Origin of the sequence: Methylobacterium sp. J-059, assembly GCF_022829485.1 — a bacterium.
In the GTDB taxonomy this organism is placed as follows: Bacteria; Pseudomonadota; Alphaproteobacteria; order Rhizobiales; family Beijerinckiaceae; genus Methylobacterium.
The window spans coordinates 124,178-139,323 of the sequence record NZ_JAKSYA010000117.1 but is presented as its reverse complement, the minus strand read 5'-3'; the positions used below and the strand labels follow the sequence as shown (position 1 = coordinate 139,323).

Annotated in this window: 13 protein-coding genes; 6 read left to right on the top strand and 7 right to left on the bottom strand. The window is 71.8% G+C overall.

Annotated features, from left to right (window positions below):
* The first annotated feature begins 25 nt into the window (after window positions 1–25).
* Window positions 26–1,045: a GTP 3',8-cyclase MoaA gene (moaA, locus tag MKK55_RS16495; protein WP_147843840.1), complete on the top strand. Its 1,020-nt coding sequence runs from the start codon at window positions 26–28 to the stop codon at window positions 1,043–1,045.
* 143 nt (window positions 1,046–1,188) lie between these two features.
* Here moaA and MKK55_RS16490 read toward each other — a convergent pair whose 3' ends face one another.
* The 3 genes from MKK55_RS16490 to MKK55_RS16480 are packed head-to-tail and all read right to left on the bottom strand — an operon-like array spanning window position 1,189 to window position 3,236.
* The gene (locus tag MKK55_RS16490) at window positions 1,189–1,815 is read right to left on the bottom strand and encodes a TPM domain-containing protein (RefSeq protein ID WP_243936442.1); all 627 of its coding nucleotides are present in this window, start codon (window positions 1,813–1,815) and stop codon (window positions 1,189–1,191) included.
* The gene (locus MKK55_RS16485) at window positions 1,805–2,587 is read right to left on the bottom strand and encodes a TPM domain-containing protein (RefSeq protein WP_147859167.1); all 783 of its coding nucleotides are present in this window, start codon (window positions 2,585–2,587) and stop codon (window positions 1,805–1,807) included. Before MKK55_RS16485 ends, MKK55_RS16490 begins: the two co-directional genes overlap by 11 nt.
* Window positions 2,588–2,600: 13 nt before the next feature.
* Window positions 2,601–3,236, bottom strand: a complete 636-nt coding sequence (locus MKK55_RS16480) for a LemA family protein (protein ID WP_147859166.1) — start codon at window positions 3,234–3,236, stop codon at window positions 2,601–2,603.
* A 179-nt stretch (window positions 3,237–3,415) separates the two neighbouring features.
* Between MKK55_RS16480 and MKK55_RS16475 the strand changes: the two genes are divergently transcribed.
* Together MKK55_RS16475 and MKK55_RS16470 are read left to right on the top strand one after the other, a co-directional pair.
* The gene (locus MKK55_RS16475; protein WP_147844652.1) at window positions 3,416–3,745 is read left to right on the top strand and encodes a SelT/SelW/SelH family protein; all 330 of its coding nucleotides are present in this window, start codon (window positions 3,416–3,418) and stop codon (window positions 3,743–3,745) included.
* 7 nt (window positions 3,746–3,752) lie between these two features.
* Window positions 3,753–6,011, top strand: a complete 2,259-nt coding sequence (locus tag MKK55_RS16470) for a sensor histidine kinase (RefSeq protein WP_243936433.1) — start codon at window positions 3,753–3,755, stop codon at window positions 6,009–6,011.
* A 338-nt stretch (window positions 6,012–6,349) separates the two neighbouring features.
* Here MKK55_RS16470 and MKK55_RS29060 read toward each other — a convergent pair whose 3' ends face one another.
* Window positions 6,350–9,616: an autotransporter domain-containing protein gene (locus MKK55_RS29060; RefSeq protein ID WP_279596235.1), complete on the bottom strand. Its 3,267-nt coding sequence runs from the start codon at window positions 9,614–9,616 to the stop codon at window positions 6,350–6,352.
* Window positions 9,617–9,810: 194 nt separating this feature from the next.
* Complete coding sequence (locus MKK55_RS16455) at window positions 9,811–10,791, bottom strand: NUDIX hydrolase (RefSeq protein WP_147729042.1); 981 nt, start codon at window positions 10,789–10,791, stop codon at window positions 9,811–9,813.
* Between the two features lie 250 nt (window positions 10,792–11,041).
* On the opposite strand from MKK55_RS16455, the gene thiE reads away from it, so the two are divergent.
* The 3 genes from thiE (at window position 11,042) to MKK55_RS16440 (ending at window position 13,326) form a co-directional block, all read left to right on the top strand.
* A complete protein-coding gene (gene thiE, locus MKK55_RS16450; RefSeq protein ID WP_243936431.1) occupies window positions 11,042–11,767 on the top strand; it encodes a thiamine phosphate synthase in 726 nt (241 codons plus the stop codon).
* Window positions 11,764–12,576 (top strand): bifunctional hydroxymethylpyrimidine kinase/phosphomethylpyrimidine kinase, encoded by an 813-nt coding sequence (gene thiD / locus MKK55_RS16445; RefSeq protein WP_243936427.1) that lies wholly within the window; start codon window positions 11,764–11,766, stop codon window positions 12,574–12,576. Before thiE ends, thiD begins: the two co-directional genes overlap by 4 nt.
* 126 nt (window positions 12,577–12,702) lie before the next feature.
* Window positions 12,703–13,326, top strand: coding sequence for a helix-turn-helix domain-containing protein (locus MKK55_RS16440; RefSeq protein ID WP_147729642.1), 624 nt, complete (start codon window positions 12,703–12,705; stop codon window positions 13,324–13,326).
* 13 nt (window positions 13,327–13,339) lie between these two features.
* On the opposite strand, the gene MKK55_RS16435 is transcribed toward MKK55_RS16440, so the two are convergent.
* Together MKK55_RS16435 and MKK55_RS16430 are read right to left on the bottom strand one after the other, a co-directional pair.
* Window positions 13,340–13,927 carry an ABC-type transport auxiliary lipoprotein family protein gene (locus MKK55_RS16435; protein WP_243935546.1) on the bottom strand — a complete coding sequence of 196 codons (588 nt, stop codon included), beginning with the start codon at window positions 13,925–13,927 and terminating at the stop codon, window positions 13,340–13,342.
* Between the two features lie 121 nt (window positions 13,928–14,048).
* Window positions 14,049–15,131 carry an MlaD family protein gene (locus tag MKK55_RS16430; RefSeq protein WP_147729241.1) on the bottom strand — a complete coding sequence of 361 codons (1,083 nt, stop codon included), beginning with the start codon at window positions 15,129–15,131 and terminating at the stop codon, window positions 14,049–14,051.
* Window positions 15,132–15,146: the final 15 nt, after the last annotated feature.

The following is a 15,146-nucleotide window of genomic DNA, read 5'->3' as shown; positions in this document are numbered from 1 at the left end:
TGCATCGCCGCCTTCAGAGTCCCGCATGGGCCATCAAAGCCACGTTCAGCCGGCGCCGCTGATCGACCCGTTCCAGCGGGCGATCACCTACCTGCGCATCTCCGTGACCGACCGCTGCGACCTGCGCTGCGTCTACTGCATGTCGGAGGAGATGAATTTCCTGCCCAAGCGCGACCTGCTCACGCTGGAAGAGCTCGACCGGCTCTGCGGGGTGTTCATCGATCGCGGCGTGCGCAAGCTGCGGATCACCGGCGGCGAGCCGCTGGTGCGTCGCGACATCATGCACCTGTTCCGCCGCCTGTCCCGCCATCTCGGCACCGGTGCGCTGGACGAGCTGACGCTCACCACCAACGGCACCCAGCTCGGGCGCTTCGCGGCCGAGCTCGCCGAGCTCGGCATCCGCCGGGTCAACGTCTCGCTCGATACCCTCGACCCGGAGAAGTTCCGCGCGATCACCCGCCGCGGCGACCTGCCCGTGGTGCTCGACGGCATCGCGGCGGCGCGGGCCGCCGGCATCAAGGTGAAGATCAACGCGGTGGCGCTGAAGGGCGTCAACGAGGACGAGATCGCCGACATGATCGCCTGGGCCCACGGCCTCGGCATGGACATGACGCTGATCGAGGTGATGCCGCTGGGCGAGGTCGACGGCGACCGCACCGACCAGTTCCTGCCGCTCTCGGTCGCCCGCGCGCGTCTCGAGCACCGCTACACGATGACGCCGCTGCCCGACCGCACCGGCGGCCCGGCCCGCTACGTCCGCGTCGAGGAGACCGGCGGGCGGCTCGGCTTCATCACGCCGCTGACCCACAATTTCTGCGAGAGCTGCAACCGCGTGCGCCTGACCTGCACCGGCAAGCTCTACATGTGCCTCGGCCAGGAGGACGCCGCGGACCTCCGCGCGGCGCTGCGTGCCTCGCCCGACGACGCGCTCGTGACGGCGGCCGTGGTCGAGGCGATCTCGCGCAAGCCGAAGGGACACGACTTCGTCATCGAGCGCCAGCGCCCGGCCGCGGTGCCGCGCCACATGAGCGTCACCGGCGGCTAGGACCGGCCCGAGCTATCGATTCTCATCCCCACAACTCTCACGGTGAGGGGGTGAGCGGATATCCGCTTCCGGTATCCGGCCGGGCGGTCGCCTCCGTCGCGGTGCGGGGAGCGTTTCCCGCCACCGTCCGGACCGCTGCGGTCCTATTCCACGACGATGACGTGGTTCGGCAGCTCGTCCGGGTCGCCGCGGCCGGCCGGCACGTGACGCGCAAGCTCCGCTCCCATGCGTTCGACCGCGCGCAGAAGCCCGGCTTCCGCCTCGCCCTTGCGCAGGGCGGCAGTGAGGTCGGCGAGCGTCGCGGTCCAGTGCTCCGAGCCGACGCGATCCAGGATGCCCTGGTCGGCGACGATCTCGGCATGATGCTCGGCCAGCGACAGGTAGAGCAGGATCCCGGTCCGTCCGCGGGTGCGTCCCAGCCCGCGTGACCAGAACGCCCGGCGGGCGGCGTCGCGGGCCCGCGAGCGCCGGACACGACGCGGCGTCAGGGCGACGCGCAGCCGCTCCGACAGGGCCGCCGCGAGGAGGGCCGCCACGAGGGCGGCCTGCGCGAGCAGGATCGCTCCGGTGCTCCAGCTGGTCAGCACCAGCAGCGGCCAGGGCAGGATCAGGCCGGCGACGAGGGCCGCGACGTGGGCGACCGAGCGGTACTGCCCGGCACGGGCCGCCACCATCACCACGATCTCGCCGGCGGTGCCGGCCTCCGCGCGGCCGACGGCTCGCTCGATCCGTGCGCAGGCATCCGGCGTGAGCAGGGGGCTACCAATCACCCGAGGCTCCTCCGCCGCCGGACGAGCCGCCGCCGCCCGAGAACCCGCCCCCATCGGAGAAGCCGCCGCCGAACCCGCCCGAGGTGCCGCCGCTCCAACCGCCGGTCCCCGGCCCGGGAAGAAAAACGATGCCGCCGCCGCGCCCGCGGCCGCCGCGGTTCATCCGCCACGCCACGAACAGGACGAGGAGGAACAGGCCGATGAAGATCGCGACCTGCGCCGGATCGACCTCGTCGGACCGGACCTTCGGCTTGCGCTGCCAGACCTCGGCGTCGCCCGAGAGGATCGAGAGCATGCCGTCGACGCCGGCGGTGATCCCGCCGGCGAAGTCGCCGTCCTTGAAGCGCGGCGTGATCGCGCTCGCGATGATGACGCGGGACAGGGCGTCGGTGAGGGCGCCTTCGAGGCCGTAGCCGACCTCGATGCGGACCTTGCGCTCGGTCGGCGCCACGATCAGCAGGGCGCCGTTGTTGGTCTTCGCCTGACCGATCTTCCACTCCCGGAACAGGCGGTTGGCGTAATCCTCGATCGTGGTGCCCTGAAGGTTCGGCACCGTCGCGACGACGACCTGATCGGAGGTCTTGTCCTCGTAGGCCTTGAGCTTGGCCTCCAGGGTCCCGCGCTGCTCGGGGGTGAGGATCCCGGCGGCGTCGACGACGCGCCCGGTCAGCTTCGGAAAGGTCAGCTCCGCAGCCGCCGCAGCCGTCCACAGCCCGGCGCAGGCCACGAGGGCGAGGACGAGGGGGAAGGCCCTGAGCGCTCCGCGCCGCATGCGCGGGAAATCCCTAGAACTTCACGTTCGGCGCCCGCTCGGAATTGGGCGTTGCCGTGAAGGTCTCCATCGGCTTCGATTCCGGGTAGAACCACGCCGCGATCCAGCGGCCGGGAATGGTGCGGATCTCGGTGTTGTAGGCCTGGACCGTGCCGATGTAGTCGCGCCGCGCCACCGCGATCCGGTTCTCGGTGCCCTCGAGCTGCGACTGCAGCGCCAGGAAGTTCTGGTTCGACTTCAGGTCGGGGTAGGCTTCGACCGTGGCCAGCAGGCGCCCGAGCGCACCGCTGAGCTGGTTCTGCGCGTCCTGGAACTGCTTGAACTTGGCCGGGTCGGTGATCGTCGAGGCGTCGACCTTGACGCTGGTGGCGTTGGCGCGGGCCTCGGTCACCTTGGTCAGGGTGTCCTGCTCCTGCTTGGCGTAGCCCTTCACCGTCTCGACGAGGTTCGGGATCAGGTCGGCCCGGCGCTGGTACTGGTTCTGCACCTCGCTCCAGGAGGATTTCGCCTGCTCCTCCAGCGTGGGAACGCGGTTGATCGCGCCGCAACCGGAGAGGCAGGACGCGAACAGCATCGCGATCAGCGCACCGGCGATGCGGGCGATGATCGGGCTCGTCCGCGGCGTTGCGAAGTCCGCACTCGACGACATGTCCACCACTCCTGCCTGCCTCGTCCGGCCCAGCTTGGCCGTAATCACGCCGACGTGAGATAGGGTGCCGCACCCGCCGGGAGAAGGGCCGCGCCGCGCGTTCGCGATGCGTCGCGCGTTCGTCCGGGCGGAGTCGGTCGAGGTTGACAAGCCCATCGCCGCGGTGCGCTGTGCGCCCCATGGATGACACGCCTCAAGCTGCGGCGGACAAGCCGCGCGTTGCCATCACCTATTGTACCCAGTGCAACTGGCTCCTGCGGGCCGCCTGGATGGCGCAGGAACTGCTCTCGACCTTCCGCGACGACCTCGGCGAGGTCGCGCTGATCCCGGCGAGCGGCGGCGCCTTCTCGATCACCGTCGGCCCCGACACGGTCTGGGAGCGGACCCGCGACGGCGGCTTCCCCGACGTGAAGGCCCTGAAGCAGCGCGTGCGCGACCGGCTCGATCCGGCGCGCGATCTCGGCCATATCGACCGGCCGAGCTCCGATCGGCCGAAGTCCGACCCGTGATGGCGCGATGCTGCAGGACTACGCCCCCGATGACGCCGCGCCCGCCCGCGATCCGGATGCTGCGGTGAGCCCGAGCGAGCTGCCCGCCGCCCGCGGCCGCCGCGGCCCGCATCCGAGCTGGCTCCGCCGTCGCATCGAGCGGCTCGAGCGGAACGGCGCCTCGACGCAGGTCTACCTCGTCGCGCTGGTGATCGCGCTGATCGGGCCGGGCCTGATCTTCACCGCGATCCTGCTCGCCCGCTACGCCTCCGTCGAGCGTGCGCGCTTCGAGCAGGATGCCCGCGAGAACGTGCGCGGCATCGCCCTGTCGATCGATCGCGACACCGCCGGCCTGGTCTCGGTGCTGCAGACCCTCGCCACCTCGCCGCGCCTGAAGGATGGCGAGTTCGAGGCCTTCGACGCGCAGGCCCGTCTCGTCCGCGAGGCGATCGACCTCGACATCATGCTGCGCCGTCCCGACGGGCAGCAGATCGTCAACACCGGGATCAAGCGCGGCGGCATGCTGCCGATCACCGTGCTGCCGTTCGACAAGGAGATCGCCTCGGGCACCCAGCGGGCGATGGTGACCGGCTACCTTCCCGGGCCGATGCCGGGCGATGCCACCTACGGTGTCGCCGTGCCGGTGATGGTCGGCCCGAACGTCGCCTACATCCTCAGTTTCAGCGCGCCCGTGAGCCGCCTGCAGGCGATCCTCGCCCGCGAGGTCGTCGAGGGCTGGACCACCGGCATCTCCGACCGGCAGGCGCTGGTCCTCGCCCGCCTGCCCGACCCGGGCGCGATCGTCGGACGCCCGCGCCTCGCCAGCCTGCGGCAGATCCAGACCGAGACGCCCGGCGTCTGGCAGGGCAAGGACCGGCAGCACCGCCCGGTCGTCGTGGTGGAGGCGCGCTCGCGCCTCACCGGGTGGACGGTCGGCACCAGCATCCCGCAGACCCTCGTCGACGCGCGGCTGCGCCGCTGGGTCTGGGCCTTCGGCGGGTTCGGCCTTCTCGTCCTGGCGACGTCGTCGGCGCTCGCCGTCGTGCTGTGGTCGCGGGTGTCGCGTCCGCTGCGCCAGCTCGCGGCCTCCGGCCCGGCCCTGTCGCGCGGCGAGGCGATCCCGCGCATCGCCTCGCCGGTGCACGAGATCCGCCGCCTCGGCGACGTGCTCACCGACGCCTCGCTCCGGTTGAAGACCCGCGAGGGCGAGCGCGACCGCGCGCTGGCCGACACCCGCCGCGGGCTCTCGGCTCTGCGGGAGAGCGAGGCGCGCTTCCGCCACATGGCCGATTCCGCGCCGGCACTGATCTGGATGACGGACGAGGCCGCGACGGTCAGCTTCGTCAACATGCATTTCGAGCACATCTTCGGAATGCCGGCGACGGCGCTGGCCAACGAGGGCTGGCACAAGATCGTCCATCCCGACGACCTCGCCGGCTTCTCGGCCACCTTCACCGACGCCTTCGACGCGCGGAAGCCCTTCCGCACCGAGGTCCGGGTCATCGATCGCGATGGGGCGGTGCGCTGGCTCCGCTGCGAGGGCGTGCCGCGCCTCGACGACGGCGGCACCTTCCTCGGCTACACCGGCTGCAACGTCGACATCACCGATGCGAAGTCCGCCGAGGAGCACCTGCTGCTCCTGATCCACGAGCTGAACCACCGGGTGAAGAACACGCTGGCCACCGTCCAGTCGATCGCCAACCAGTCCCTGCGCAGCCTCGACGGGGCCGAGGCCGATGCGGCCCGCGGCGCCTTCGAGGCGCGGCTCCTGGCGCTCGCCCGCGTCCACGACGTGCTCACCCGCGAGAGCTGGGAGGGGGCCGAGATCGCCACGGTCGTCGCCGACGCGATCCGCCCGCTCGATTCCCCGGAGGTCTCGCGCTTCCGTGTCTCCGGGCCGCCGTTGCGGCTGCCGCCGCGGATCGCGTTGTCGATCGCCATGGCGCTGCACGAGCTCGGCACCAACGCGGTCAAGTACGGTGCGCTCTCGCGCGAAGGCGGCCGCATCGACATCGCCTGGACGCTCCGGCGCGACGACGAGGTCAGCCTCACCCTGCGATGGGTCGAGAGCGGCGGCCCGCCGGTGGCGAAGCCGACGCGCACCGGGTTCGGCTCGCGGCTGATCGAGCGCAGCCTCGCCCGCGAGCTCGCCGGCGAGGTCAATCTCGCCTTCGATCCCGCAGGCGTCGTCTGCACGATCGTGGCGCCGGTTCCGCCGCCCGGCCTGCTCGAGCGCAAGGGCGGCACCGACGTGCCCCGGATCGCGCCGCTGCCGCGATTCGGCTGATGGGGCGGGTGTTTCGGGATGGCTCGACGCAGACTGCACTGAGGAGCCTGCCGGCGTTCCGCTGATAGCGCGCACCGGAAAGCCGGACGGGGAAGAATCTCGTCCATCCCACCCAGGCCCTCATCCTGAGGTGTTGCCTCGGCAGCCTCGAAGGAGCCCTCCTGCCATTGCGACGCCAGCCGGCGGGCTCCTTCGAGGCTACCGGTTCTCGGAAGCGTTCAGGATCGAGATGAGGGGTTGGGTCGGCGCGCAGAGACATCGCGTGAGACGCAAAACCGCCGCGACCCGAGGGTCGCGGCGGTGGGAATTTGGCCCGATCGTGATGGGTCCGAAACAGCTCAGAACCGGTAGGTGAAGTTTCCCTTGACGGCGTGGTCCTCGGCGCGGGCACCGACCTGCCCGGTGTAGGCGATGCCCAGGGTGGCGGCGGCCGAGACCCGCAGGTCGAGGCCGGCTTCCGCCACGAGGGCGTCGCGGTCGATCGGGATGCCCGCGGTGAGGAAGGCCGGGCCGGTGGCGCCGAAGGCCAGCAGCGCCGTCGGCACCACGTCGCCGAAGGCCCGGCGGTAGCCGAGCAGGCCGTGGGCCGAGACCGGCGCGCCGAGGCCGAGATCGAAGCTCGTCTGCGCCCGTACGTCGGCGGTCGCCGCCCCGAGGTCGTAGTCGCGGGCGAACCCGGTCAGCGCGGCGATCCCGCCGGTCTCGGTGAAGCGGTCGCGGCCGATCGCGACGACGGCGCCGCCGACGAAGGGCTCGATGTAGGAGAGCGTCGTCACCGGGACCGGGGCGGCGTCCTGGCCGACGGGCGGCGCGGCGCCGCCCAGGAAGAGCTTGTAGCCGATCTCGCCGAAGCCCTGGATCGTCGAGCCGCCGGTGCGGGCGCTCGGCGTGTCGGCGAAGCCGGCGAACGCCACCGTCCGGGTCAGGCGCGCCGCGTTGTCGGCGTAGACGGCGCCCAGCCGCAGCGAGACCGGCCCGCGCTCGTAGCCGCCGTAGAGGCCGCCGAAGCCGCTCTCGATCGAGCCCGATTGCAGGCGCCCGGCCGTGTCGAGGCTGGTCGCGGTGTAGCCGCCGGCCACGCCGAGGCGGAAGCCGCCCTCGACGCGGACATCGGCGCCGAGCACGAAGCCCGAGGTCTGGCGCGACAGGCTCGCCGCGTTGCCGTCGCTGCGGGCCTGCCCGAAGCTGCCGAAGCCCTGTCCCCAGAGCCCGAACACCCGCGGGTCGAGGGTGCGGACGGCCACCGGCACCGGCGCGGCGCGGCGACCGGGCAGGTCGGCGGCGTAGGCGGCCGGCAGGCGGCCGTAATCGGCGCCCTCCGCGAAGCCGGGGGTGGCGCCCCAGCGCATCCGGTCCAGGATCGCCTCGCGGACGAAGAACGCGGTCTCGAACTCGGCCGAGATCGCGCTGGCATGGATGTCCCCGGTCAGCGCCCGGAAGGCTCCGACCGCCTCGGGCGTCGTCAGCCCGATGGTGCGGTCGTAGGCGCCGGTGCCGGGGCCCCCGGCCTGGATCGCGTTGGCGACCGCGCCCTGGTTGCGAGTCTGCGCAATCGTCGCGAACGCGATGTCGTTCCGGGTCAGCGTGAGGTCGACCTCGTTGGCCTGGTAGCGCAGCGTCGGGGTGAGGAAGGCGAAGTTCGCGGTCACGCCCGCGAACTGCCCGGCCACGCCGCCGCCGGCGGTGAGGATCGCGTACTGCGTGCGCGGATCGTAGGTGCCGACCGCCGCGAGCACCTGCACGGTGCCGCCGGCGAGCGTCGCCGTGCCGGCGACCGCGAGCCGGTCGGACTGGCCGGCGGCGTTGGCCTCGACCTGAAACACCGAGCCGGCCGCGAACGCGGCGTTGCCCGCGACGGTGAGCGTGCCGATGGAGTTGCCCGGCGCCACCGTGCCGCCCGAAAGCGCGCTGATGCCGCCGACCGTGCCGGTGCCGCCGAGCAGGCCGCCGTCGTTGACCGTGGCGAGGCCGGCGATCGTGCCGTTGGCGTAGAGCGCGCCGCCGTTGCCGACCGCGACGTTCGTCGCCAGCGCGTCGGCGGCATCCATCCGCAGGGTGCCGGTGACGTTCCCGAAGTAGCCGGCGGCCGAGTACAGGTCGAGACGGCTCCAGTAGCTCAGCGCCGTGCCGTAGAAGGCGGCGAGCGCGTTGGTCTCGGTGTTGACGAGGATCTGGTTGATCGTGCCGGTCTGCAGGTCGCCGTAGAGGCCGCCGTTCGGCGCGATCGTCCTGGCGGCGGTCGTGCTGCCGCCGTAGAGCGGCGCCAGCAGGATCGAGGCGTCGGGGCCGTTGACGGGCGCCGTCTCGCGCGGCGCCTGGGCGAAGGTCAGGGTCGGCAGGCCGTAGGTCAGGCGGGACTGGTACAGCGCCTGGTTGGCGGCGGAGGGCACGTACGGGTTGCTCGCGGTGTTGGCGGCACTCGCCGCGCACGCAGCGACGGTGTTCCCGCACTGTGCCGCCTCGTAGGCCTGCAGCTCCGCCGCGGCCCGGGTGAACAGGCCCGGCATGTTGATCGCCGTGCCCGTCGTCGCGGCGTTGTTGATGTAGGCCGGGTTGGTGAAGGTCTGGGCGAGGTCGTAGGCCGAGAAGGCGCGCGAGGCGATGATGTCGAGCGGATAATGCACGCCGAGCACGATGCGGTCGTTGGCGTAGTCCGAGGCGCGCAGCAGCATGTTCTGGTACTGCTGCGGCACCAGCATCGCGAGCAGGTAGCCGTCGGTATAGGCGTACTGGGTGTGCCCGCTCGGGAAGGACGGGTTGGTGGCGATGCCGCTCAGCGCTGTCGGGTCGAACACGTTGTAGCGGCTCGCGGCGACCTGGATCGGCCGCGAGGAGCCGTAGACGTCCTGGCCCGCTTGCGTGTTGCGGACGCCGTAGGCGAGGTCGAGGACGCTGTCGAAGCGGTTGGGCAGCGTGCCGGTCGTCCCGGCCGCCCCGGCGGGCGAGCCGGCGGGGATCGTGTAAAGACCGGTGGGCAGGGTGTAGCCGGCCGGCGCCACCGCCGGGATCGGCGGCGCGTTGCCGGAGGGCGCGGTGCTTGGGTTGTTCGCTGCCCCGTTCGCGAAGTAGCTCTTCGCCACGCCGAGGTTGGCGCTGAGCACCGTGTAGGCCTGATTCAGGAGGTTGAAGGTGTTGGTGAGCGGCCCGCTCGTCGCGGTGCTCGCCCGGATGCCGGTCTGGTAGATCGCGCCGAGCTGCGGCCCGAGCCCGCCCACGGGCTGGTAGGGGTTGAGGCCGCCCGGGCTCTGCGCCGCCTGCAGCGGCAGCCCGCCCGCGAGATTGTCGCCCGGCCCGAGATTGACCCGCGTCCCGTCGAGGAGGGTGATCGTCGTCGCGAAGGCGGCGCTTCCGGGCAGCGCCTTGTCGCTGATCGCCCGCTGCTGGTCGGCGACCGAGGCGCCCTGGTTCTGGGCGATGGCCTGCGAGAGGTTGAGCTGCAGCGTCTGCTGCCCGATCGCCGTTCCGTTCAGCGAGAGGAACGGCGCGAGCAGGTTCAGCACGTTGACGTTGGCCGGCGTCGTGTTCGCGGTCTGCGCCTGGACGGCTGCCGGCCCATAGGCCGCAACGACCACCGCGGCGATCGAGACACCCTGCTTGAAGTCCATGATTCGTCCCCTCGTGCCGATCTTCGGCGTTCGGAGAGCAGGACTAGCGAAGTCTACGTCGGAGTCTTCGTCATAATCCAGTCATAATATTGAGAAGTACGTGGGGTTGCTGAAAAGCAACAAGTATTATCATGTGCTGGCTAAATACCTTGGCCCGAAACAAGGCGTCTCGAGGATGACTTTGCCGGCTCGCATCACTGCGACCGGCGCGACGGCGTCAGGCGCAGGCCGGGGGCGGGGCGCTCAAGCAGGACCTCACGGCGGAAGCGGACCAGGCGCGCCGGCCGCCCGGCGGTGCCGCTGGTGACGCCCTCGGTCTCCTCCACCAGCCCCTGCTGCGCCACCAGCCGGCGGAAGTTCTGCTTGTGGAGCTGCGTTCCCGACAGGGCCTCGACGGTGCGCTGAAGCTGGAGCAGCGTGAAGTGCGGCGGCATCAGCTCGAACACCACCGGGCGATACTTGATCTTGCCGCGCAGGCGTCCGATCGCGGTGGCGAGCACCCGACGATGGTCGAACGCCATCGGCACTCCCGTCGGGTCGCCGGGGCGCGCGGGCCCGGCATTGCCGGCGGCTTCCGGGATCAGCCCCGCCTCGAACAGCAGCTCGTAGCGTTCCAGCACGCGCTCCTCGTTCCAGGTCGCGCCGTTGAGGCCGAAGGTGAGGCCGAGGCGGTCCGCGCGCGAGCGCCGGAGCTTAGCATCGGTCGGCGCGCCGGCCCAGGCCAGCAGCTCGGCCTCGATCGCGTCGAGCTCGGGCGGCCGGCCCTTCCGGAAATCCTCGTAGGGCAGGTAGCGGTACCAGTTGCGCCAGGCCGCCTCGGCCAGGCCCGCCGGGCGCTCCTCGCGCACGAGGGCGAGGTAGGCCACCGACAGGGTGTGGACGCCTGCCCTGGCGTCGGCCTGCCGGTCGCGGTCGCCGAAGGTGTAGAGCTGCTCGACGTAGCCCAGGCGCTGGTGGGTCTGGCGCTCGACCCAGGCGCGCAGGCCGCGCTCCAGGGTGGCATGCTCCGACACGAGCGGCCCGGCCGGCAGCCCGTCGCCGCGTCCCGCGGCCTGGTCGGCCACCTGGACCGTCAGCGCCCGCGGCTCGCCCTCGGTGGCGGCGATGATCGCCGCGGCGAGCCCCACGGAGGAGGGGCTGGGCACCGTCCCGGCCGCGCGCAAGTCCGCCGACATCGTCTTTCCCGTCGCCCTGTCCATCGCATGACCCGCCGCCCAAGGCCGAGCGGTCGTTGATGGAGCGGCCGCGCATCGACCTGTCGTTGCTTAAGCCGCAAACGGCCGCAATCCGTCAACGCGGCGCCGACATTCCGGCGGGGATGGCGCCCTCTTGCCTCCGAGGCCGAAAGCGCTTGCTAAGCGGCTCTGCGGTGGCCAGACAGGGCCGAACGCGCCGGGACGACAGCCGGTCGTGAGGAGGCGGGCGATGCAGGCGGGCGGCAGCCTCGGAAACGCGACGACCGGCCGCGCGTCCGGTCCGACGGTCGACCTGCGCCTCTACGGCCTCCTCGACGTCGGCGTCTGCGGCGACGACGGGCCTCGCCTCGCCGACATGGCGGCGGCGGCGGTCGCCGGGGGCTGCACCCTGTTCCAGTATCGCGAGAAGGACAACGCCGACGCCCGCGCGGCGCTTGCCCGCATCCGCGCGATCCATGCGGCCCTCGCCGGCCGCGCGCCGCTGCTGGTCAACGACCGGGTCGACCTCGCGCTGGCCGCGGGTTGCGAGGGCGTGCATCTCGGCCAGTCGGATCTGCACCCGGCCGATGCCCGCCGGCTGCTCGGCGACCGGGCGATCGTCGGGTTGACGCTGAAGACCGGCGCGCAGGCCGACGAGCTCTATCGGCTGCCGGTGGATTACGCCTGCATCGGCGGCGTCTTCTCCACGACCAGCAAGGACAACCCGGATCCACCGGTCGGCCTCGACGGGTTCGCGCGGATCGCGTTCCGCGCCAGGCTCGCCCGCGGCACCGCGGTGCCGGTCGGCGCGATCGCCGGCATCGACGCGAGCAACGCCGCCGCGGTGATCGCCGCCGGCGCCGACGGGATCGCGGTGATCTCGGCCCTGTTCGGGGCGGAGGCCGTCGAGGGCCGGGCGCGCGACCTGCGGGCGCGGGTCGACGCGGCGCTGGCCGAACGGGGAGCCGCCCGATGACGCCGATCGCGCTGACCATCGCAGGATCGGATTCGGGCGGCGGCGCCGGGATCCAGGCCGATCTCAAGACCTTCTCCGCGCTCGGCGTCTACGGCGCCAGCGCGATCACGGCGCTGACCGCGCAGAACACGCGCGGCGTCCAGGGCATCCACGACGTGCCCGCCGACTTCGTCGCCGCGCAGATCGACAGCGTCTTCTCCGACCTCGCCGTGACGGCGGTGAAGATCGGGATGCTGTCGCAGCCGGCGGTGATCGAGGCCGTGGCCGCGGCGCTCGAGCGCCACGCGATCCCGCGGCGCATCCCGGTGGTGCTCGATCCGGTGATGGTCGCCACCAGCGGCGACCGGTTGATCTCGGACGACGCGGTGATGCTGCTCCGCAGCCGCCTGATGCCGCTCGCCGACCTGATCACCCCGAACCTGCCCGAGGCGGCGAGCCTTCTCGACGAGGCACCGGCCGCCGACGAGAACGGCGCGGCCGCGCAGGCCAGGCGCCTCGTCGCGGCGGGCGCCCACGGCGTGCTGATCAAGGGCGGCCATGCCGCGGGCGACGAGAGCGTCGACCATCTGCTGACCTCGGAGGGGCTGATGCGGCGCTTCTCGGGCGCACGCCACCCGACGCGCAACACCCACGGCACCGGCTGCACCCTGTCGGCCGCCGTCGCCGCCGGCCTCGCGAAGGGCCTCGGCCTCGAGGCGGCGGTCCGCGCCGCCAAGGCCTACGTCGCCGCCGCGATTGCCGCCGCCGACGACCTCGCGATCGGCGAGGGGCATGGGCCGGTCCACCACTTCTTCGCGATCTGGGCCTGAACGCCGAACCGGCACGCTGCGGCATCCGCGCCGGTCGCCTTGCATCCGCGGGGGGATTGCGTTTGTAGTAGCGCACGTTCGTTCCGATAAACGGAACGCGATGGCGGAATGCGGATGGCTTCGGCGATGCAGGAACAGGCGGAACGGCCGGGTCGGGGCCGGGACATGCTGAGCGGAGCGGCCGTGCTGTCGGGACAGCTCGGCAAGACGATCCAGCGCCTGCGCAAGGCCTACAACCTTTCGCTGTCGGAGCTCGCCGAGCAATCCGGCGTCGCCAAGTCGATCATTAGCCAGATCGAGCGCAACGAGACCAACCCGACGCTGGCGACGATCTGGCGCCTGTCGCAGGCGCTCGACGTCTCGATCGAGCGGGTGCTGGCGGCCAACGACGAGGAGCCCTTCATCGAGAAGTCCTCGCGCGCCGACACGCCGATCCTCGTCTCCGAGGACGGCAAGGTGCGGCTGGCGATCATCGGCTGGGTCAAGACCATCGAGTGGCTGCAATGGTACGAGGTCTCGGCCGACCCGGGCGGGGTGCTCGATTCCGATCCGCACCAGCGCGGCTCGGTCGAATCGCTCTCGGTCTCGGAGGGCTGCTTCGAGGTCGACATCGGCGGCGTCGTTCAGCGCGCGCGCGCCGGCGAGACCCTTCGCTACCGCTGCGACCGCCAGCACGTCGTCCGCTGCACCGGCGACGTGCCGGGCCGCGCGACGATGGTGGTGATCATGAAGGCGGCGGTGATGGAGTGAGCGGCCCGGGCGCTCAGCGCCCGCCGTTCACCCAGCGCACCAGGTCCGCGAGCACGGTGCCGAGCGCCTGGTCGAGCGCCCGCGCGCCGTTGCCGGCATCGACCGCGGTGACGGGCACGCGCGCCGTGAAGATCCGGGCCGCGACCACCTTTCCGGTGCCGTCGGCGACCAGCTTGGCCGAGATGTCCACCACCGCCTCGCCGGTGCCGGCCGCGATGTCGAAGGCGCGGATCTCGGAGATGAGCTGGTAGTCGGCCACGACCTTGTCGCCGGGGCGCGAGACCGAGCGCAGGCGGCCGGCATTCTCCAGGCTCTGGATGATCCGGGTCTGGATCAGGCGCGGCAGGCGATCGGCCCATTGGCCGCCGCCGAGGAACGAGAGCGAGCCGCCGGCCTCGCGCACGATGATCCGATCGGCCTCGAACGGCTGGATGCCCACCGGCTCCGCGACCACGATCGCGCGCGCACTCGCGGCCGGGCGGCCGGCGGCCGGCAGCGCCATGAGGTCGAAGGTCAGCGGCGCGGCGCCCCCGCCGCAGCCGCCGAGGATCGGGGCGACGAGCGAGGCGACCAGGGCCAGACCGGTAACGGGACGGAGCATACGCGATACCTGAACGTTCCCGGCCGGGTGGCCGGGAACGGATGAAGCTGTGCCGTTCAAACTATTCGGCCGCATGAAATGTGCCGTGCGGCGAGACACATCGACCCGGAACGGCGCGACTTCAGCGGCCACCGTTGTATTCCGGCAACGACGGCTTGCCGCCGAAGATCACCTGCGAGGGATCCCGCTCCAGCGTCCGGACCGTGCGGTTCAGGGTGTTGAGCGTGCGTTGCCCGTCGGTCGACAGGGCCTCGACCTCGCGTCGGCCGGTGCCGCTGAGCCGCCCGAAGCTCGTGGCGATGTTGGCGGTGCGCTTGTCGAGGTTCTCGGACAGGGTCCGGAACGCCTTGCCGGCGTCGCGCACCGAGATCGCGGCCTCGCGCACCTGCGTGAAGGTGCTGGCGCCGGCCTCGCCCGAGGCGGATCCGAGGAAGCCCTCGGCGCCCTTCAGCACGGCGTCGATCCGGTCGGCCGAGGCGTTAAGCTTGCCCGCCAGCGACCGGGCGTCGTGCAGGCCGGCCTCGATGTCCGGGCTCGACGTCGCGAGCGCGCTCGAGAACCGGTCGGCGTTGTCGATCACGCGGTTGAGCTTGCTGCCGTCCACCGCCTTCACCAGGCTCGAGACGGCGGGCCCGGCCTCGGCCAGCGTCTTCGAGAAGCTCTCGACGTTGGCGAGCGTGCGGGTGATCGCGCCCTCGTTGCCGGCGACCAGCTTGTCGAGGCGCTGGAGCACGTCGTCGGCCCGCTGCGCGATCTGCTTGGCGGCGGCCATCATGTCCTGAATGTCGGACGAGTCGGCGAAGATCGTCGGCATCTCGCCGTTCGTGCCCGGCGCCAGCGCCGGCGCGTCGGCGTTGCCGCCGTTCAGCGCGATCACCGAGACGCCGGTCAGCATCGCCGAATCGAGGCGCGCGCGGGTGTCGGCGCGCAGGGGCGTCGAGGGGGCCACCTTGATTTCGGCGATGACCCGGCGCGGATCCTGCGGCAGCAGGTGGACGTCCGTCACCTCGCCGACCTTGATGCCGTTGAAGGTCACGCTCGACCCGCGCGACAGCCCGCCGACGCTGCCCGAGAACACGACGCGCACCGCTTGGCTTACCTGCCGCGACGAGCCGCCCGATAGCCACAGCACGAAGCCGAAGCCGACCAGGATCACCCCGAGGGTGAAGGCGCCGATGAGGGCGAAGTTCGCACGGGTCTCCATGATCTCAGGCCTTCC